Here is a 20,669-nt window from a genome sequence, read left to right on the forward strand (position 1 = left end):
AATGAATATATTTGTGGGAAATAGTATTAATATATTTGTGGATAATTATGTTAAATAATGATAGAATTATCAAATAGTGAGTAAATAATAAACGTAAGAATGATGTAAAGATATAATGATTTTTATATAAATAAACTTGGATAAAAAATATAGGAGATATGTTAGAATGGCAAGAATTGATAATAGAAAAAACAATCAAATAAGAGACATAGAAATTACTAGAAACTACACAAGATATGCAGAGGGTTCCGTATTAATAGAAATGGGAGAAACAAAAGTAATATGTACTGCATCTATAGAAGATAAAGTACCTCCATTTTTAAGAAACAGCGGAACAGGATGGATAAATGCAGAATACTCTATGCTTCCTAGATCAACTCATCAAAGAAAGATAAGAGAGTCATCTAGAGGGAAAGTAGACGGTAGAACTCAAGAGATACAAAGATTAATTGGTAGAGCGATAAGATCTGTTGTAGATTTAGAAAAAATAGGTGAAAGAACTATTTGGGTAGACTGTGACGTTATACAAGCAGATGGTGGAACAAGAACAGCATCTATAACTGGTGCATTTGTAGCAGTAGTTGATGCTATACATAAATTATATAAGTCAAAAGCAATAAAAGAGATGCCTATTAGAAACTTCGTTTCTGCTATAAGCGTAGGTATAGTAAACCAAACTCATATGCTTGATTTATGTTATGAAGAAGATTCAAATGCTCAAGTTGACATGAACGTAATAATGACTGACAATGGAGAATTTGTTGAAGTTCAAGGTACTGGAGAAGAAAGACCATTCTCAAGAAATGACTTAAATGAGTTATTAGCTCTAGGAGAATTAGGAAATAGAGAGTTAATAAAGGCACAAAGAAAAGCACTAGGTGAAATAGCAGATGAAATATTAGGTGTAGATTATGGAGATGAAGTAGTTATAGCAACTAATAATGCTCATAAATTAGAAGAAATAGGAGCTATATTAGAAGACTTTGATTATAATATACACTCATTAAAAGATGTTGATTTAGCAGGAATAGAAATTGTTGAAGATGGTGCTACATTTGAAGAAAATGCACTTATAAAGGCAAGAGTAATTGCACAAAAAACTAATATGATAGCTATATCTGATGATTCTGGACTAGAAGTAGATGCAATAAATAAAAAGCCAGGTGTATATTCTGCTAGATTTGCAGGAGAAAATGCTACAGATGAAGAAAACAGAGAAAAACTACTTAAAATGATGAAAAATGTACCTATGAGCCAAAGAAGTGCAAGATTCGTATCTGCAATAGCTGTAGTGTTCCCTGATGGTAAAGAATTTGTAGTAAGAGGTACATGTGAAGGTGCTATAGCATTTGAAGAAAAGGGTAAAAATGGATTTGGATATGATAGCTTATTCATAGTTGATAAATACAATAAGACTTTTGGAGAAATACCAGCAACAATAAAGAATACAATAAGCCATAGAGCTAACTCTTTAAAATTAATGAAAACTGAATTTATGAAAAGAGTATCAAGATAATGAAAATAGGGGTATTAAGTGATACACATATGATGAAAAGGTATATGGATAAAACTATTCCATACCTTAAAGAATGTGATTTAATCATTCATGCAGGAGATAATTTTTCAGATTCTAAATATATTCACAATATGACTAATGTAGGGATTATGGCAGTTAAAGGAAATTGTGATTTTGATAATGTAGAAGAAGAGCTAGTTTTTGAAGTAGAAGATAAAACTATATTTCTATGTCATGGTGACAAATATGGAGTTAAATATGGAATAGATATGATAGAGGATAAGGCTAAAGAATATGGTGCAGATATAGTTATATTTGGCCATACTCATATTCCATTAAAAATAGAAAAAGATAAAATACTATATATAAATCCAGGGAGCACATCACTACCTAGGCAAGTTACATATAGAAGTTTTATTATTATGAATATAGAAAATAATGAAGTAAGTGTAGATGAAATAAAAATCTAAAATATATGTGGGGGTATATTATGGAGATTTTATTAGGGTATCTGTTTATATTTTTAGCTAAATGTGCAGATGTAACTTTGGCGACAATTAGAACGATATTTGTAGTAAAAGGAAAGAAAAAGCTTGCATTTGTAGTAGGTATATTTGAAATAATTATATATTTGTTTGCAATGGAAAAAGTATTAAGTGATATGAGTAACCCTCTTAAAGTGGCTGCATATGCCCTTGGATTTGCGACAGGTAACGTTATGGGAATAACCTTAGAATCAAAACTTGCAATAGGATTAATAACAGCACAAATATTTACTAGTAGAGATGTAGATGCATTTTCAAACTACTTGAGAGACAACGGATTTGGTGTAACTGTAATAGAGGGTAGAGGTAGAGAAGGAATAAAGTATATACTACAAGTTGCTCTTGATAGAAAAAAATTAGGCAAGTTTGAAAAAACAGTTTTACAATATGATGATAATGCATTTGTAACCGTCTCAGAAATAAGAACTGTTAGAGGTGGATACTTTGGAAAAGATGCTGCAAGAGAAATAGTAAAATAATAGATAAAGCCATAAGTAGTAGTTGAACCTAAGGGAACACTTGTAAATAAAAAAACTTATGTGATATAATTAAAGAGTTAAACTATAATGAAATGTATTATTTAAAATATAATACGTAATTACATACTAGAGGAGGAATTAAGTCAATGAAGGCAGAATTAATTAAAAGAGAAGGCAATAACGTGACTTTAAAAATAACTGTAGAAAATGATAAATTTGAAGCAGCTGTAACTAAAGCATACAATAAAACTAAAGGAAAGTACAATATACCAGGATTCAGAAAAGGTAAAGCTCCAAGAATGGTAATAGAAACTCAATACGGAAAAGGTGTATTCTATAACGATGCTATAGAAATATTATTCCCAGAAGTTTATCCAGCGGCTATAGATGAGTTAAATATAGATCCAATAGATAGACCAGACTTAGACATAGAAGAAATAAGCAAAGACAACGGATTAGTAATGGTTGTTAACGTAGAAGTTAAGCCAGAGTTTGAATTAGGAGCATACAAAGGTATAGAAATATCTAAAGTAGATAATACTGTTAATGAAGATGCTGTAGATGAAAGATTAAACGAAATGGTAGAAAGAAACGCTAGATTAGTAAGCGTTGAAGATAGAGCTATAGAAAACGGAGATACTGCTGTTATAGATTTCGAAGGATTTGATAACGGAGTTGCTTTCGAAGGTGGAAAAGGTGAAAACCACAACCTAGTTATAGGATCTAACTCTTTCATACCTGGATTTGAAGAACAATTAGTAGGAAAGAAAGCTGGAGAAGAAGTAGAAGTTAACGTATCTTTCCCAGAAGAATACCATGCAGAACAATTAGCTGGAAAGCCAGTTGTATTCAAAGTTAAAGTAAATGATGTTAAGGTTAAAGAAGTACCTGCATTAGACGATGAATTTGCTAAAGATGCAAGTGAATTCGAAACTTTAGCTGAGTTAAGAGCTGACGTTAAAGCTAAGTTAGAAGAAGAAGCTGAAAACAGAGCTAAGGGAGAAATGAGAAACTCTTTAGTAGAAAAAGTTGCTGAAAATACAGAAGTTGTAATACCAGAAGCTATGGTAGAAAGTCAAATAGACAACATGTTAATGGAGCTTAACTACCAATTACAATACCAAGGATTAAGCTTACAACAATTATTAGAAATGACTGGAAGAAGCATAGAAGAATTAAGAGCTGAAAGAAGAGCAGATGCTGAGAAATTAGTTAAGTCTTCTTTAGTATTAGAAGCTATAGCTAAAGTTGAAAATATAGAAGTTAGCGAAGAAGAATTCAACGCTGAATTAGAAAAAATGGCAGCTATGTACAACATGGAAGCTGATAAAATTAAATCTTCTTTAAGAGAAAATGATATAGAAGATATAAAAGGTCAAGTAAAAATAAGAAAAACAATAGACCTACTTGTTGAAAACGCAAAAATAGCTTAATTTTTTACAGTAGCCTATTATAGGCTACTGTAAATTATATATAGAATTATAGATATAGAGGGGGTATAGTCCATGGCATTAGTACCTGTAGTAGTTGAACAAACAGGAAGAGGAGAAAGATCTTACGATATTTACTCAAGATTATTAAAGGATAGAATAATATTTCTAGGTGATGAAGTAAACGATGCCACAGCAGGGCTAGTAGTAGCTCAGCTATTATTCTTAGAAGCTGATGACCCAGATAAAGATATACACTTATATATAAACTCACCAGGAGGTAGTATAACTGCTGGTATGGCTATATATGATACTATGCAATATATTAAGCCTGATGTAAGTACTATATGTATAGGGATGGCTGCTTCTATGGGTGCATTTTTACTTAATGCTGGAGCTAAAGGAAAGAGATATGCGCTACCTAATAGTGAAATAATGATACATCAACCTTTAGGAGGAACTAGAGGTCAAGCAACAGATATAGAAATACATGCAAAGAGAATCTTAAAAATGAAAGATACTCTTAATCAAATATTATCTGAAAGAACTGGTCAGCCATTAGAAAAAATTCAAATGGATACTGAACGTGATAACTTCATGAGTGCAGAAGAAGCTAAAAACTATGGTTTAATAGATGAAGTGATTGTACAAAAACCGTAGAGAGGAAGAGGTGCTTAATATGTCAAAATACGAAGATAAAAGACAGTTAAAATGTTCATTCTGCGGTAAGAATCAAGAACAAGTAAGAAGATTAATAGCAGGTCCAAATGTTTATATATGTGATGAATGTGTAGAACTTTGTGACGAAATAATACAAGAAGAGATAGAAGATACTATTGAAGAGGATACTACGTCTTTACCTAAGCCGAAGGAAATGATGGAAATCCTAAATGATTATGTAATAGGTCAAGAAAGAGCTAAAAAAGCTTTATCTGTTGCCGTATATAATCACTACAAGAGAATCTACAGTAAAAAAGCTAATACAAAAGAAGTAGAAATACAAAAGAGTAATATACTTTTACTAGGACCAACAGGTTCAGGTAAAACACTATTAGCTCAAACTTTAGCTAAAACATTAAATGTTCCTTTTGCAATGGCTGATGCCACATCATTAACTGAGGCAGGATATGTTGGAGAAGATGTTGAGAACATACTTTTAAAGCTTATCCAAGCAGCTGATTTTGATATAGAAAAAGCTGAAAGAGGAATAATATACATAGATGAAATAGACAAAATAGCTAGAAAATCAGAAAATCCATCTATAACTAGAGATGTTAGTGGCGAAGGTGTGCAGCAAGCATTACTAAAGATATTAGAAGGAACTGTTGCTAATGTTCCGCCACAAGGTGGTAGAAAACATCCTCATCAAGAATTCCTAAAGATAGATACAACTAATATATTATTTATATTAGGTGGAGCTTTCGATGGTATAGAAAAAATAATCCAAAAACGTGGTGAAGAAAAAACTATAGGATTTGGAGCTAAAATCGAAAGTAAGAGAGAGATGGACTTAGGAAAAATATACGCAAGAGTTCTTCCTGAAGATTTATTAAAGTTTGGTATAATACCAGAATTTATAGGTAGAATACCTGTAGTTGCAACTTTAGAATTACTAGATGAGAATGCTCTTATGAGTATATTAAAAGAGCCTAAAAATGCATTAGTTAAGCAATATAAAAAGCTACTTGAGCTAGATGAAGTAGATTTAGAATTTGAAGATGATGCACTTAGAGCCATTGCTAAAAAGGCCATAGAAAGAAATACAGGAGCTAGAGGTCTTAGAAGTATAGTTGAATCAGTAATGATGAACAGTATGTATGAAGTGCCGTCTAGAGATGATATAAAGAAAGTAGTAGTAACAGAAGCATCTGTAAATGAAGATGTGGAACCTATTATGATACTTAAAGATCAATCAGAAAGTGCTTAATATAAATAATATAAGGAGCTTTATAAGCTCCTTTTTAAGTTAAATTTAGTAGTTAGCTTATATTAATATTTAAGCATTAAAGTAAATGTTAATTGATATCACTAAAAGGGTAATAATTAATATTATAAGGTGTTATTACATGCAAGAAGTCTTATGACTTCTTTTTTACGTATTAGGAAATTATGATGGTTCATAATCTGTAAATAACTCTTGTAGCCAAATTATATCGATGCACCAACTTTAAGTTTGTTAAAAAAGAGTATTAATTTATTTTTATTATTAATAATTACAAAAATGTATTAATATTAGAAGATTACAACATAATAAAATAAGATTAAAATATACTAATAATACTCAATAATGTTGAAAAATGCACGATGTAAATATATAATATATAAAGCAATGAAATCTAGCACTTTAAGGAGTGATGATAGTGGAACAAAATTATACTAAAGTAGAACATGAATTACCGTTAATTCCACTTAGAGGATTAGCGATATTCCCATATATGATATTAAACTTTGATATAGGAAGAGAAATATCTATAAAAGCCTTGGATGAGGCTATGTTAAGAGATGAAATGATATTCTTAACATCTCAAAAAGAGGCAGAAGTAGATGAACCTACAGAAGAAGATTTTTATCATGTTGGAACAATATGTAAAGTAAAACAAATGATAAAGCTTCCTGGAGATACTGTGCGTGTTTTAGTTGAAGGTATTTCAAGAGGTAAGATTATAGAGGTAGACCAAGAAGAAGGATACTTTGAGGCTAAAATAGAAGAAATAGTTTATGATGAAGAAAATAGTGAAGAAGATGTTGAAATAGAAGCATATGTAAGAAATGTATTTGATGCATTTGAAGAGTACATAAACATAGGAAATAGAGTTTCTCCTGAAATTCTTATTTCACTAGCAGATACAGATAATGTTGATAGATTTATAGACACTATTGCAGCAAATGTATATTTAAAAGCTAATCAAAAACAAGAAATACTTGAAGAATTTGATATTAAGAAAAGATTAGAGTTAATATACAAAATATTATTAGAAGAAATAGATATTCTTAAGATTGAAAAGAAAATAAGCTTAAGAGTAAAAAAGCAAATGAACAAAGTACAAAAAGAGTACTATTTAAGAGAGCAATTAAAAGCCATACAAAAAGAGTTAGGTGAAGAGGAAGATATAAGCTCTGAAGTAGAAGCTTATAGAGAAAAACTTAATAAAATAAAGGCGCCTAAAGAAACAAAAGAAAAGATAGCTAAAGAAATAGATAAGTTCTCTAAAATATCACCTATGGCTCCAGATGCATCTGTAAGCAGAGGATACTTAGATACTGTATTTTCTCTTCCTTGGAATAAAGAAACTAGGGACAAACTAGATATTAATAAAGCTAAGGAAATATTAGATGCTGAGCATTATGGATTAGAAAAAGTTAAGGAAAGAATTTTAGAATATTTAGCAATTAGAAAATTATCTAAATCTCTTAAAGGTCCGATAATATGTTTAGTAGGTCCTCCAGGTGTAGGTAAAACATCTATTGCGAAATCAATAGCAGAAGCCTTAGGAAGAAAATTTGTAAGAATATCTTTAGGTGGAGTTAGAGATGAAGCAGAAATTAGAGGTCATAGAAGAACATATATAGGATCTATACCAGGTAGAATAATAAATGGAGTTAAAGAAGCTCAAACTAAGAATCCTGTATTCTTATTAGATGAAATAGATAAGATGGCAGCAGATTATAAGGGAGATCCTTCTGCAGCAATGCTTGAGGTATTAGATCCAGAACAAAACAAGGACTTTGTGGATCACTACTTAGAAATACCTTTCGATTTATCTAAGATATTATTTGTTACAACAGCAAATAGCCTAAGTACAATACCGAGACCATTATTAGATAGAATGGAAATAATAGAGGTATCAGGATATATAGAAGAAGAAAAATTAAATATATCTAAGAAATACTTACTTCCTAAGCAATTAAAAGAACATGGATTAAAATCTGATTTTATATCTATGGATGATGAAGTAATAAGAGATATAATTAACCATTATACTAGAGAAGCTGGTGTAAGAAACCTTGAAAGAACTTTAGGTAAAATAGCTAGAAAAGTGGCTAAGAAATACGTAGAAGATTCTTCTATAGAAAAAATGGTTATAACAAAAAATGACTTAGAAGATTATCTTGGAAAAGATAGATATAGATATGACCTTGCTGGAGCTAATCCTGAAGTAGGTTTAGTTACAGGTCTTGCATGGACATCAGTTGGAGGAGAAACTCTTACTGTAGAGGTAAATGTACTTAAAGGTAAAGGACAAATTGTATTAACAGGTAAGCTTGGAGATGTTATGAAAGAGTCTGCTAGAACAGCAATATCTTATATAAGATCTGTAGCAGATAGATACGATATAGATCCAGAGTTTTATCAAAACAAAGATATTCACATCCATATACCTGAGGGAGCGGTACCAAAAGATGGTCCATCGGCTGGTATTACAATGGCACTAGCAGTACTTTCTGCATTAAGTAACATACCTGTTAGAAGTAAAATAGCTATGACAGGAGAAATAACACTTAGAGGTAGAGTTTTAGCTGTTGGTGGAGTAAAAGAAAAATTATTAGCTGCACATAGAGCAGGAATAACAAAGGTATTGTTACCTAAAGATTGTGCACCAGATTTAGATGAAATACCAGAAAATGTAAAAGAAAAAATGGAATTTGTACTTGTAGATCATATGGACCAAGTACTAGAACATGCATTATTAAGGAATGGTGAAAAATAATGAAAATCAGAAGCTCAGAAATAGTGATGAGTGCTATAAATAAATCTCAGTATCCAGATGAAGGTATTCCAGAAATAGCTTTAGTTGGTAGATCAAATGTAGGAAAGTCATCTACAGTAAACACATTATTAAACAGAAGAAACTTTGCTAGGACTAGTCAAACTCCTGGTAAAACTAGAACAATAAACTTCTATTTAATAAATAAAGAATTCTACTTTGTGGATCTTCCTGGTTATGGTTATGCTAAAATAGCTAAATCGGAAAAGGATAAGTGGGGAGTAATAATGGAAAGATATCTAGAAGATAGAAATGAGCTATGTGCTATATTCTTACTTGTAGATATAAGACATGAGCCTACTAATGATGACCTTATGATGTATCAATGGATAAAACACTTTGGATATAAATGTGTAGTAATAGCTACTAAAGCAGATAAAATATCTAGAGGACAATATCAAAAGCACATGAGCATAATAAGAAAGAAGTTACAACTAGAAAAAGATGAAAAAATACTACCAATTTCTTCACTAAAGAAAACAGGAGTAGAAGAAATATGGGCTGAAATAGTAAGACAATATAATGAAAGTGGTTATGAAATAACTGTAGAATAATTATATTTGTATATAGTACGAGATTAAAGCTGGAATTAGATATATATCTAACTCCAGCTTTTTTACGTTTTTACGTATATACTTAGCTTTTTAAATAATATTTATGAATTAATAAAGTTCATTAATGTAATTAAATTAAATTCATAAATAAAGAATAGATAATGCTTTGTAATGTTTAAATTTTTGAAAAGCTTTAAAAAGTTCTATTGAAATGATTAAGAGGAATATTCTAATATTGTAAAATATGTAAAAATAACAAGGGAAATGACATTATGAGGAGGTCAACATGAGTGAAAGTAATCAACAGAAACTAAGAAATATAATCGGTTTTAGTGTGACATTATAAATAGTAGTTTGATATCAATAGGAGTGTTAGTATTCTTTAACGCACAATCAATATACAAAATTACAAACTTGGACAAAGATTGGGATTATTAGCATGGCTAATATGTTCTGTTTTTCATGAATTCCCCTAATTACAAATGATGATTGTGCTATTAGCTAAATTAATTTGTGAAATAATCTTTATGTCTAAAATAAGGACTACTTACTTAGTAACAAATATAAAGAGAAAGTAATATCTTATTAAGTAGATATTACTAATAAGGGGGAGTTTATATGGAAGGTAGAGTTAGAAAATTATTTCCGGGAGGAAACACATCTATAGGATCTTATCCTTTATTTGATTATATAGTTCCTGAAAATGTAAATAGAATATTTTGTTTAAAGGGTGGTCCAGGAGTAGGAAAATCATCTATGATGAAAAAAATCGCTAAGGAATTTGTTGATAATGGTTATGATGTAGAGTTATTTTACTGTACATCAGATCCAAGTTCTTTAGATGGAATTGTAATAACAGAACTTGGAGTAGTATTTTTAGATGGAACGGCTCCTCATATCGTTGACCCTAAAAATCCAGGGGCAATCGATGAAATTGTAAATCTAGGTGAATACTGGAATCTAGAGGGTATAGAACAAAATAGAGATGCAGTTGTAGAATGTAATAAAGATATTGGAAATAGTTTTAAGAGAGCTTACAAGTTTTTGAGTTCAGCAGCACCTATATATCGTGATATAGAAGAAAAATATGTTGACGCTATGGATTTTGGAAAAGTAAATTTATTAACATCAAACCTAATAGAAGATTTATTTAAAGATATTAGTAACTCAGATGTGTATAAACCTGTAAGACACTTGTTTGGTACAGCAATTACGCCAATTGGTCATGTTGATTACGCAGATAGTATGCTAATTAATGTTAATAAAATCTATTACTTAAATGGGGAGATAGGGACTGGAAAAACTACTCTTCTTACAAAGGTTTGTGAAAAAGCAGTAGAAAAAGGCATGAAGGTAGAAGCGTATCATTATCCATTAATGCCAGAAAAAATAGAAACTATTTTAATAAATGATTTAGGGGTTGCCATAACAACTAGTAGCATATTTAAAGATGAAGAAATTATAGACTTAAATGAATTTGTAGATGAGGTAAAATTAGCACCATATAAAGAAGAAGTAGAATTTGATAAAAAATTACTTGATGAGTTAATAAATTATGCAATATTAAATTTAAAGAGAGCAAAAGCTAAACATGATGTAATTGAAGCATATTATGTTCCTAATATGAAATTTGATGAAATAAATAAATTAAAAGATGAATTAATAGAGAGAATATTAGCATATAAAAATAAATAAAATACAAATAATTAATTAAAATAATTAGGATACGTCTTTGAAGGATTTTGTTATTCACAGGCGTATCCTATTAATATTGAAGAAATATCTTTAAAATATGTAAAGTGTAGAGTAATGATTATTATATATATTTAGGTTAAAATATATATAATAATCATTAAAAAATAATTTATAGGGAGCAATACTGTATGAAAAGAAATTATATGTTGATAATATTAGCAAGTGCTATTTTAGGAATATTTTTAGGTTCAATATTAAGAGAACATAGTAAAGAGAAAGAAAACTACATAAGCAAAGATTCTTTAACTAAAAAAGAAATTAGGGCTAGTAATAAAAGTATAAAAAGTTTAAAAAAAGAAAGAGAGAAGCTAGAGGAGGAGTACGAAAAATTAAAAGAAGAAAATGAAGAGATGAAAGATATTGAAGCAGTAAATGATATTAAGGAAAAATTATCTTATACAGATATTAAAGGTAGTGGAGTGATAATAAAAATAGATGCATCAAGTGAAGATATAGGTAATATAGCAAACTTCGTAGACTACAATAAATTACTTATTAAGATGGTAAATGACTTAAAATTACATGGAGGAGAATATATTGCAATAAATGAGCAAAGAGTCAATCAATACTCAGAAGTTACACTAGCTGGAAGTCATATAAATATTAATTCTACGCCCATAGCACCCCCCTATGAAATTAAGTGTATAGGAGATAAAATACCTAAAGAATACATAAGTGACTTAGAAAAGTATTTAGAAGGTATAGAAAATAACTATCCACTAAAAATAGAAGCAAAAGTAGCAAATAATATAGAGCTGAAAAAAATAACTATTCCTAATAAATTAAAGTACATAGAAGGTGAATAATATTATATTAGAGGATAATTCTCTAACTATGCTTATTCCAGAAAAACTAGCTAAAAAATATAATGTATTTCCATCAGAAGTAAAGAACGGTGAATTAGTGGTGGAAATAGAAGATGAAAATATCTATGCTTTGCAAGATTTGAAGCTAGCGACAGGAATGAATATAGTTTTAAGAAAGCAAAATTCAGATTTAATAAAGAAAAAGATAGAAGTGAATTATAAAGGCAGTCTTAAAATAGATGAAGATTATGCAAAAAATTTATTTTTAGAATTACTAGACAAAGCTATAAATCAAAAAGCTAGTGATATTCACATAGAGCCATTTAAAGATTATTTAATAGTTAGAATGAGAGTAGATGGTGAACTAAAAGAAGTATCACGTTATTTGATGGATATATATCCTTCTATATCAACAGTAATTAAATTAAGAGCATCGATGGATATTACAGAAAAGAGGCTACCACAAGATGGACGAGTTGATATTAAAATAAACAATAATCTTATAGATATTAGAGTATCTTCTATACCAACAATGTATGGAGAGAAAATCGTACTTAGAATACTAAATAGAGATTCATTTTTAATAAGCAAAGAAGAACTAGGATTTTCTGAAGATGCTATAAAGATTATAAAAAGAATAATAAACAAAAGAGCAGGCATTTTGCTAGTAACAGGTCCAACAGGAAGCGGAAAAACAACTACTGTTTACTCAATACTAAATGATTTAAAGAATATCAGTACAAATATTATGTCCATTGAAGATCCTGTTGAATACAAGATGGAAGGTATAAATCAAATCCAAGTAAATAGCAAAATAGGGCTAACCTTTGAAGAAGGGTTACGCTCAATATTAAGACAGGACCCAGATGTTATAATGGTTGGAGAAATAAGAGATGTAGAAACAGCTAAAATAGCCATAAGAGCGGCAATAACAGGGCATTTAGTTATAAGTACTATGCACACCAATGATTCAGTATCATCAATATCTAGATTATTAGAAATGCAAATACCATCATACCTTATAAACTCCTCATTATTAGGGGTAATATCCCAAAGATTAGTTAGAAAAGTATGCAATAACTGTAGTCATGATGTGGTAATAAAAGATAGCTTGGAATGTGAAGTTATGACAAAAATGCCAGTAGGATGTAAAACTTGCAATGGAAATGGATATGTAGGGAGAACAGCAGTATATGAGATATTAGAAGTAAATGATGAGATAAAAAGTTGTATTCAAAATATGGGAGAAGCTAAACTTATTAAAGAAATAGCAGTAAAATATGGAATGATAACCTTTGAAGATAGCTATAAAAAGGCAGTAGAAAATAAAATAACTACACTAGAAGAATGCATGATGATAAATGATTTAATATAAGAGGTGTACATTATGAGTATATACAAATGTGTAGTTTATGATGAAAATAAGAAGAAAAAAAGAATTAAAATAAATTTAGATTCAGAAGAGAGTTTAAATGAATATATTGTAAGCAATAATTTAAGTATAGTAGAAATAAAAAACACTACAAAAGATAGAAAGAAAGATAAAGTAAAATATAATGAATCAAAAATTATATGTAAACAGATGAGCATATTACTTGAGTCAGGATGTGAAATAACAAAATTGCTTAGTATATTAACTCATGAGTCAAATGAAAAAATAAGTAACATTATCAGTAAAATACAAAATCATATTCAACTTGGAAACTCAATAACACAGTCATTTCTTAGTACAAATTTATTTTCTAATTTTTTTGTAAATATGATAAGTGCAGGTGAAGTAAGTGGTAATTTAGATATAGTCTTAGACAACCTAGCAAATTACTATGAAAAAGAATCTGCATTAAAATCTAAAATATATAACATTTTGATATATCCAATAATATTAATAATAACATCTATATTTGTTGGCTTATTTACAATTATTTTTCTAATACCAAACTTTCAAATGATTTTTGAAAATAATGGTATAAATCCTCCGTTGTTGACAAGAATCATGATAGATATATCTATTTTTATTAGGAATAATTTTATTTATTTTGTCTTGGGTATATTATTCTTAACGCTGTATGTTTTTTATTTTGTTAAGAATAGTAAAAAGTTAAAGAATAAAATAAATACAATAATATTTCAAATTCCATATATAAGTGAAATAACAAAGATAGTAATAGCGGCTAGATATTCAAGGGCTTTATATATATTAATAAATAGTGGTGTTCAAATAGTAGACGCTTTACAAATATCTTCAAAAGTAATAGATAATGAATTTGCAAATGAAAGGCTTGAAATAGGAATTGAATATATTAAGAGAGGTAATTCAATCGGAGAATCTTTGAGCCTATCAAATATTTTCCCGAATATGTTTATATCAATGATAAAAATAGGTGAAGAAAGCGGAAAGTTAGATAAAAGCTTGAGTACAATAAATAAATATTATGAAAATGAATTAGATAAGAAGACTCAACAGTTTATGAGTTATATTCAGCCTGCCATAATATTGATTTTAGGAATTATAGTAGGAACTATGTTAATATCCATTGTCACACCTATGTTTGACATGGTTAATGCCATATAGAGGAGGATACTAGTGAGAATTAAGAAAATTAGTAAAGATAATAGAAGGGGATTCACCTTGGTAGAGATGGTTATGGTTGTGGCTATTCTTGGTATATTATCAAGTCTTGCAATAGGTAAATATGCAAAAGCGCAACAAACAGCAAAGTTAAATGCAGACTATGTAGCAGCAACTAGTATTGCTACTGCAGCAAGTATCGCAATGAATGACAATAGTAGTTCATCTAGTCAAACTATAACTATTAGTGATTTGGTTAGTTGGGGTTACCTTACAAATGAGCCTAAACCTCAAAGTGAAACAGGAAGTTTTATATTAGTAGCAAATAGTGAAAATGTAACAGTATCTGCAGGAGGTAAGCAATTTTATCCTAAGTTAGAAAATAATACTCAATAACTAGTTAATATACTAAAGAAATATATTTAATTTATAAGGGGTTATAAATAAATATTTGGAAGTGAGAATATTAAAAGAATAGCAAATCTTGAAATAAGTGATAAATATATTAGGTTAACACTATTAAGAAAAAATAAGAGAAGGATACTTATAGATAAATGCACTAAAAAAGAAATAAACATGGACAATATATACAAAGATTATATAAGAGTTAACAGTAAAGAAGGTAAAAATAGTATTAATAACTATGTAAATGATGTAGTCAAAATGCTTAAAGATGAGATTAAAGAAGAGTATAAAAAATATAAAGTAATAAGCTTTAACATGCAGACTAATAATATCATAATAAGAAATATTAAAGTACTCAATGTAAGTAATAAAAAAGACATTGAAGCGATGATAGGATTTGAGATTACACAATATATACCTATAGATATAAAAGATTATGTACTTAAATATAAAGTATTGAATACGACCGTAGAGGAGCTAGAAGTACAAGCAATATTAATGCCTAATTATATGGTAGATATTTGTAAAGAAATAGCTTGTATGTTGAACATGAAACCTAAAGAGTTATGTTTAAACTTTGATATTTTGCAGAAAATTATAAGCTTAGGCTTAGTAAATGAATATAAAGATAGTAGCATATTCATAGAAAATAAAGATGATGAATTTATATTAAATAAAGTAAAAAATAAATCAATACTAGAAACATATATACTTCTAAAAACACATCAGTCATATCAAACCATAGAAAAGCTTAAAGAAGAGTATCATCAAATATATTATTATGGAATTGAAGATAGTAATATAATCAATCAATTTAGAGAAAATTACAATTTACATATATTAGAGATAAATAAAGAGATAAGTATTTTAAAAGAAAAAACTTATAATAAATGTGAAAATACTGAACACATAAACTGTATAGGAATGGTTATTTAAGTGAAAAAATATAAAATTATAAATTTTTTAGAAGAAAAGAAAGAGAAAAAGAAGAGTAGAAAACTATTTCAAATAGTGATGTTAATAGGGATTTGTTATTTAACTATTTGCATATACTATGGAACTGAAGAAATTCAAAATTTACAAGATTATATATCAGAAAATGAACATAAAGATACAAAAATCATAGAGGTTATGTCTTACCAAGAAGAAAATCATATAGATATTAATAAAATTAAAGCTATATATGATGGAGTTGGTAGAGATAATATTACGTCTTTAATTGCTAATGATTCAAATATTGAAATAGAAGGAAGTTGCTATGACTTAAATACTTTAAATAACATTAAAAACTACGAGTACATAAATGAAATGTCTGTAAATAAAATAAAGAGAGAAGGAGAAGCTTATATTTTTAATATAAGTTATAGACTGATTGATAAATAGAAATCTAAATGAAAGAGAAAAAGGTTTAATAAAAATACTCTTAATAATTCTTTTTCTATTAACATCTAAATTATTTATTATAAACCCTATAAATCTCAAGATTAGTGAGTTAGAAAATAATAAACAGAATATCATAAATATGAATAATATGGAAAATAAAATAATCGGTAATTCCGCCAATAAAATAAAAGAAGACATTGTGTTAATACTTGAAAAAGAATTAAAGCAGTTTGTTAATATAGATTATATTGATAAAAAAATAGTGTGGGATGAAAATAATAATGATTTAACTAACATAGAAATAAAAATTAGAGGAAGTTTAGATAATATATTTAAAATACAAGAAATAATAAGTAAATTAGAATTAGAGAAAGATATTAGATATATGGAAATTAATAAAATTTCAAATATTAATGATTCAGAAGTAGAAAGTGAAGAAATTCTAGATTGTATCATAGAAATAAACGTCGGATAAACTTAAAGAATAAATAAACCTACATATTATTATCGATTTTTATTATATTTTATCCAAAAGAGTAGGACGATTTAATGATAATATTCAAAGGAATGTGGAGAAAACTTATAGAAGTTTATATTTAATGTAGATAAAATATTATACCAAAACTTAACAATAGACATAAAAATTGCAAAATAATATGATAATTATAGAATCATTCATAAAAATTTGGTATAATAACAAATTGTACGTTAATTTATGAAACGAAGGAGTGACGGTCACATTGTTAGGGAGAAACGATTTATGCCCTTGTGGAAGTGGCAAAAAATATAAAAAATGTTGTTTAAATAAAGATGTTGTTTTAGAGAGAGCAGGAAGAAAAGTTGTTAATTCTCAAAAACAATATACGGACTTATATTCAAAACTTTATGATTTCTCAAAGCAAGAGCAATTTAAAGAAGAATGTGAAAAAGCTAAAGAAATGTTCTATATAATGGAAGATGAATCTGTAAATCAAAAATTTGAGAGATTCTTCAACACTTACTTTATACAAGATCACATAATGGAAGACAAGAAAGTTCTTACTGTTGAATTCTTTGAGCAATACAGAGATAGATTAAATAAAGGTGAAGTTGATATACTAAGAAGTTTATTTGAATCTTATGTAAGTATATACGAAGTTAAGTCAATGTTAGATGGTAAAGTGGTATTAAAAGACTGTTTAACTGAAAATGAAGTTTATACAGATGATATAAATCTTTTAAGAGACTTCAAAGTTGGAAACTGCATGATAGCTAGAATAGTTGATGTTGAAGGTACAAGTATACTTATCGACATAACTATAAGCATATCTGAATCGGTAAGAGATGTAATAGTAAATGACATAATGCATTTATTCAAGCAGTATGAAGATTTATATAAAGATGTAAAGACATTCTTAATACAACACACTCATATATTATACAAATATATGCAACAATTATTAGATCCAAGTGTTGCTGAATATCTTAAAAGTCAAAAAGAGATAAAAGCACAAAAGGCATCAGAAGTAGTTGAAGGTGATTGTAAAGTATCTACTGTTCTTAGACAAAACGCGGAAGAAGACGTAGATGCATGTATAGCATTCTGGAATGAATATAAAAAGATGCACGGAGATGTTAAAGGTTCTGAAAATGGATGGGCAGCAGCAGTAGAATATCACATCAAAAAAGAATCTGGACAAACTATAACTCAAGCTCAAATATCTAAGAAGTATGACATAAGTCCAAGTACTTTAGGAAAAAGATATAAAGATCTTAAAATTTCATAATAAATTGATGAAATTTGATTAATAAATAATAGACAACATAACATGCTATTAAAGGGATTATATTTGAATATAATCCCTTTAATTTTGCAAAATATATACAAAAATGTATAGATTAAAATAATATTATATTAATTTTAATATAAATTATAAAAAAAGGTTTTAATATAAGTGAAGAATGTATAAAATAGTAGATATAATTAATAAAAAGAGAAAGAGGGAACTTTATGAGTCTTAGCTTAGGAAAATCAGTTGCAGTATCAACTAATATAATAAAATCTAATCCAGCAGTACCAGTATATAAGGGAGAAGAAAGTCCAAGTAACTTATATGCGGTTATATACCATATAGAAATAGGATATAACCAAGGTGATGCTCAAAATGTGAAGCAATACATAATAATTGACTATAAAGAATTTGATTTATCTAATGATGGTAAGGATGAGTTAATAGAAGTTGCAAAAGAATATTGCAAGTCTAAAAATATACCAGAAGATGATCAATTAGAAATTGCTCTTTTAGATAATGAAGAGGCTGAAAACTTCTTAGAAAAAATATTTAATAATATGAAAGTTATAAGAGGACTTATAACTAAGAAGGACTAGTAATATGAATATAGTAGGAATAGAAAATATTACTCCTTATGAAGGCGTATATGAGTTTAGCGTATATGAATACGAAGGTGACATAGATTTAGGAAATAAAGAACTTTTTGTATGTGATTTAAAGGTTATATTAACTAAAGTACAACAACCATATATAGAAAGACTTAATAAGTCGGTACAAGTTGTTGCTTTAGTATCTAAGTTAAATACTAAGTTTGATAAAATTCAAATCCAAGAAGATGTCAAAGAATTAATATTCCAAGAAATATATGATGAAAATCTAGAAAAAGAGAATATAGATATCATGTTTATAGAAAGCTAGGTTTATCCTAGCTTTTATATTTGTAAAAATAGAGAGGAGAAAATTATGATAAGAGTATCTAACTTAAAATTAGGAATAGATGAAGATATATCTAATCTTAAAAAGCTTTTATTAAATAAGCTTAAAATAAAAGAAAATAACTTAGTAAAATACTATATTTATAAAGAGTCTATAGATGCAAGAAAAAGAGGTAAAATAGATTTTGTATATACAGTAGATGTAGAAGTTAAAGATGAGAAATCAGTATTAAACAAGAAATTAAAAGATGTAGTAGTTGTGAAAGAAGTAAACTATATAGGTGTAGAAATGGGTAGCGAAAAGCTTAGAACTAGACCTGTAGTAATAGGAAGCGGTCCTGCAGGTTTATTTGCAGCTCTAGTATTAGCTCAGAGAGGATATAACCCAATATTGCTAGAGAGAGGGCTTGATGTAGATAGTAGAACTAATGATATTGATAACTTCTGGGAAGGTAGAAAGTTTAAGGCTAATTCTAATGTCCAATTTGGAGAAGGTGGAGCGGGTACTTTTTCAGATGGCAAGCTTACTACAAGAATAAAGGATATAAGATGTAGAAAAGTACTAGAAGAACTTGTAAATTTTGGATCTCCTGAAGAAATATTATACTCTCATAAGCCTCATGTAGGAACGGATATATTAAAAGGTGTAGTTAAGAATATAAGAAATGAAATAATAAGACTTGGTGGAGAAGTTAAATTTGATGCTAAGGTTACTGATATTAATATAGAAAATGATGCAGTAAAGTCAGTAATTGTTAATGATGAAGAAATAATACAAGCTGAAGTTGTTATATTAGCTATAGGGCATAGTGCTCGTGACACATATGAAATGTTACACGAAAGAAATGTAAAAATTATTCAAAAGCCATTTGCAATAGGAGCTAGAATAGAACATCCACAAGATTTGATAAATAAATCTCAATATAAAGAATTCTATAATCATCCTAGATTAGGTGCAGCTGACTATCAACTAGTAGATCATACATCAAATGGCAGAACTGCATATACGTTCTGTATGTGTCCAGGAGGTAGTGTAATAGCCTCAGCATCTAATGAAGGTGAAGTTGTAACAAATGGTATGAGTGAACATGCTAGAGATAAAGCAAATGCTAATAGTGCATTCTTAGTAAATGTACTTCCTGAAGATTTTGGAAGTGATCATCCCTTAGCTGGAGTACATTTCCAACAAAAATATGAAAAACTAGCTTTTGAATTAGGTGGTAAAAACTACAATGCACCTGTGCAGTTAGTTGGAGACTTCTTAAATGATAGAGTTTCTACAAAAGTAGGAAGTGTAAAGCCTTCTTATCAGCCAGGATATACATTTGTTAACTTAAAGGAGTGTCTACCTGAGTTTGTAATAGAAACTATGAAGGAAGCACTACTTAACTTAGATAGAAAAATACATGGATTTGCTATGGATGATGCTGTGTTAACAGGTGTTGAAACAAGGTCATCAGCACCAATAAGAATAGTAAGAGATGAAAGTAGTCTTCAATCTACAAATACTAAAAACTTATACCCTTGTGGTGAAGGTGCAGGATATGCTGGAGGAATAGTTACGGCAGCTGTAGATGGAATAAAGTGTGCAGAAAAAATAATACAAACTTATTTAAATAAATAGAAGTAATATTAAAAGCAGGTTGACTTAACATAAATTTAACCTGCTTTTAATATGTTTATAACATTTAACATACATTTAACACAAAATTATATATAAATTTGATAAAATACTATAGGAATTAATTTTAGAC

General features: G+C 28.5%; 20 protein-coding genes. All 20 read left to right on the forward strand.

Annotation, left to right across the window (positions count from 1 at the left end):
* Positions 1–166: 166 nt before the first annotated feature.
* Positions 167–1,516, forward strand: a complete 1,350-nt coding sequence (gene rph, locus ACI48P_RS13955; protein WP_475216695.1) for a ribonuclease PH — start codon at positions 167–169, stop codon at positions 1,514–1,516.
* Positions 1,516–1,986: a YfcE family phosphodiesterase gene (locus ACI48P_RS13960; RefSeq protein WP_475216700.1), complete on the forward strand. Its 471-nt coding sequence runs from the start codon at positions 1,516–1,518 to the stop codon at positions 1,984–1,986. Before rph ends, ACI48P_RS13960 begins: the two co-directional genes overlap by 1 nt.
* A gap of 20 nt (positions 1,987–2,006) precedes the next feature.
* Positions 2,007–2,540 (forward strand): DUF2179 domain-containing protein, encoded by a 534-nt coding sequence (locus tag ACI48P_RS13965; protein ID WP_475216702.1) that lies wholly within the window; start codon positions 2,007–2,009, stop codon positions 2,538–2,540.
* A 146-nt stretch (positions 2,541–2,686) separates the two neighbouring features.
* Entirely contained in the window at positions 2,687–3,973 is a 1,287-nt protein-coding gene (gene tig, locus ACI48P_RS13970; RefSeq protein ID WP_475216704.1) for a trigger factor, read from the forward strand.
* 72 nt (positions 3,974–4,045) lie between these two features.
* Positions 4,046–4,630 carry an ATP-dependent Clp endopeptidase proteolytic subunit ClpP gene (clpP, locus tag ACI48P_RS13975; RefSeq protein ID WP_475216706.1) on the forward strand — a complete coding sequence of 195 codons (585 nt, stop codon included), beginning with the start codon at positions 4,046–4,048 and terminating at the stop codon, positions 4,628–4,630.
* A gap of 19 nt (positions 4,631–4,649) precedes the next feature.
* Entirely contained in the window at positions 4,650–5,897 is a 1,248-nt protein-coding gene (clpX, locus tag ACI48P_RS13980) for an ATP-dependent Clp protease ATP-binding subunit ClpX (protein WP_475216709.1), read from the forward strand.
* Between the two features lie 427 nt (positions 5,898–6,324).
* The gene (lon, locus tag ACI48P_RS13985) at positions 6,325–8,679 is read left to right on the forward strand and encodes an endopeptidase La (RefSeq protein ID WP_475216713.1); all 2,355 of its coding nucleotides are present in this window, start codon (positions 6,325–6,327) and stop codon (positions 8,677–8,679) included.
* Positions 8,679–9,290: a ribosome biogenesis GTP-binding protein YihA/YsxC gene (gene yihA / locus ACI48P_RS13990; protein WP_475216715.1), complete on the forward strand. Its 612-nt coding sequence runs from the start codon at positions 8,679–8,681 to the stop codon at positions 9,288–9,290. The genes lon and yihA overlap by 1 nt, the downstream gene beginning before the upstream one ends.
* Positions 9,291–9,908: 618 nt before the next feature.
* Entirely contained in the window at positions 9,909–10,985 is a 1,077-nt protein-coding gene (locus tag ACI48P_RS13995; RefSeq protein ID WP_475216717.1) for a PRK06851 family protein, read from the forward strand.
* Positions 10,986–11,173: 188 nt separating this feature from the next.
* Complete coding sequence (locus tag ACI48P_RS14000) at positions 11,174–11,851, forward strand: DUF881 domain-containing protein (protein ID WP_475216718.1); 678 nt, start codon at positions 11,174–11,176, stop codon at positions 11,849–11,851.
* 28 nt (positions 11,852–11,879) lie between these two features.
* A complete protein-coding gene (locus ACI48P_RS14005) occupies positions 11,880–13,226 on the forward strand; it encodes a GspE/PulE family protein (protein ID WP_475216720.1) in 1,347 nt (448 codons plus the stop codon).
* Between the two features lie 12 nt (positions 13,227–13,238).
* Complete coding sequence (locus ACI48P_RS14010) at positions 13,239–14,423, forward strand: type II secretion system F family protein (protein WP_475216721.1); 1,185 nt, start codon at positions 13,239–13,241, stop codon at positions 14,421–14,423.
* Between the two features lie 12 nt (positions 14,424–14,435).
* Positions 14,436–14,816 (forward strand): type II secretion system protein, encoded by a 381-nt coding sequence (locus ACI48P_RS14015; RefSeq protein ID WP_475216723.1) that lies wholly within the window; start codon positions 14,436–14,438, stop codon positions 14,814–14,816.
* A gap of 180 nt (positions 14,817–14,996) precedes the next feature.
* Positions 14,997–15,761, forward strand: coding sequence for a pilus assembly protein PilM (locus ACI48P_RS14020; protein WP_475216725.1), 765 nt, complete (start codon positions 14,997–14,999; stop codon positions 15,759–15,761).
* Entirely contained in the window at positions 15,762–16,208 is a 447-nt protein-coding gene (locus ACI48P_RS14025) for a hypothetical protein (RefSeq protein ID WP_475216726.1), read from the forward strand.
* A 139-nt stretch (positions 16,209–16,347) separates the two neighbouring features.
* On the forward strand, positions 16,348–16,683 hold the full coding sequence (locus ACI48P_RS14030; protein ID WP_475216728.1) for a hypothetical protein: 336 nt from the start codon (positions 16,348–16,350) through the stop codon (positions 16,681–16,683).
* A 265-nt stretch (positions 16,684–16,948) separates the two neighbouring features.
* Positions 16,949–17,974 (forward strand): YecA family protein, encoded by a 1,026-nt coding sequence (locus ACI48P_RS14035; RefSeq protein WP_475216731.1) that lies wholly within the window; start codon positions 16,949–16,951, stop codon positions 17,972–17,974.
* A gap of 224 nt (positions 17,975–18,198) precedes the next feature.
* Positions 18,199–18,576 (forward strand): hypothetical protein, encoded by a 378-nt coding sequence (locus ACI48P_RS14040; RefSeq protein ID WP_475216733.1) that lies wholly within the window; start codon positions 18,199–18,201, stop codon positions 18,574–18,576.
* A 4-nt stretch (positions 18,577–18,580) separates the two neighbouring features.
* Positions 18,581–18,898: a hypothetical protein gene (locus ACI48P_RS14045; protein WP_475216736.1), complete on the forward strand. Its 318-nt coding sequence runs from the start codon at positions 18,581–18,583 to the stop codon at positions 18,896–18,898.
* Between the two features lie 45 nt (positions 18,899–18,943).
* Positions 18,944–20,539, forward strand: a complete 1,596-nt coding sequence (locus ACI48P_RS14050; RefSeq protein WP_475216738.1) for an NAD(P)/FAD-dependent oxidoreductase — start codon at positions 18,944–18,946, stop codon at positions 20,537–20,539.
* The last annotated feature ends 130 nt before the right edge of the window (positions 20,540–20,669 follow it).

Source organism: Romboutsia sp. LXY-2, assembly GCF_056171995.1.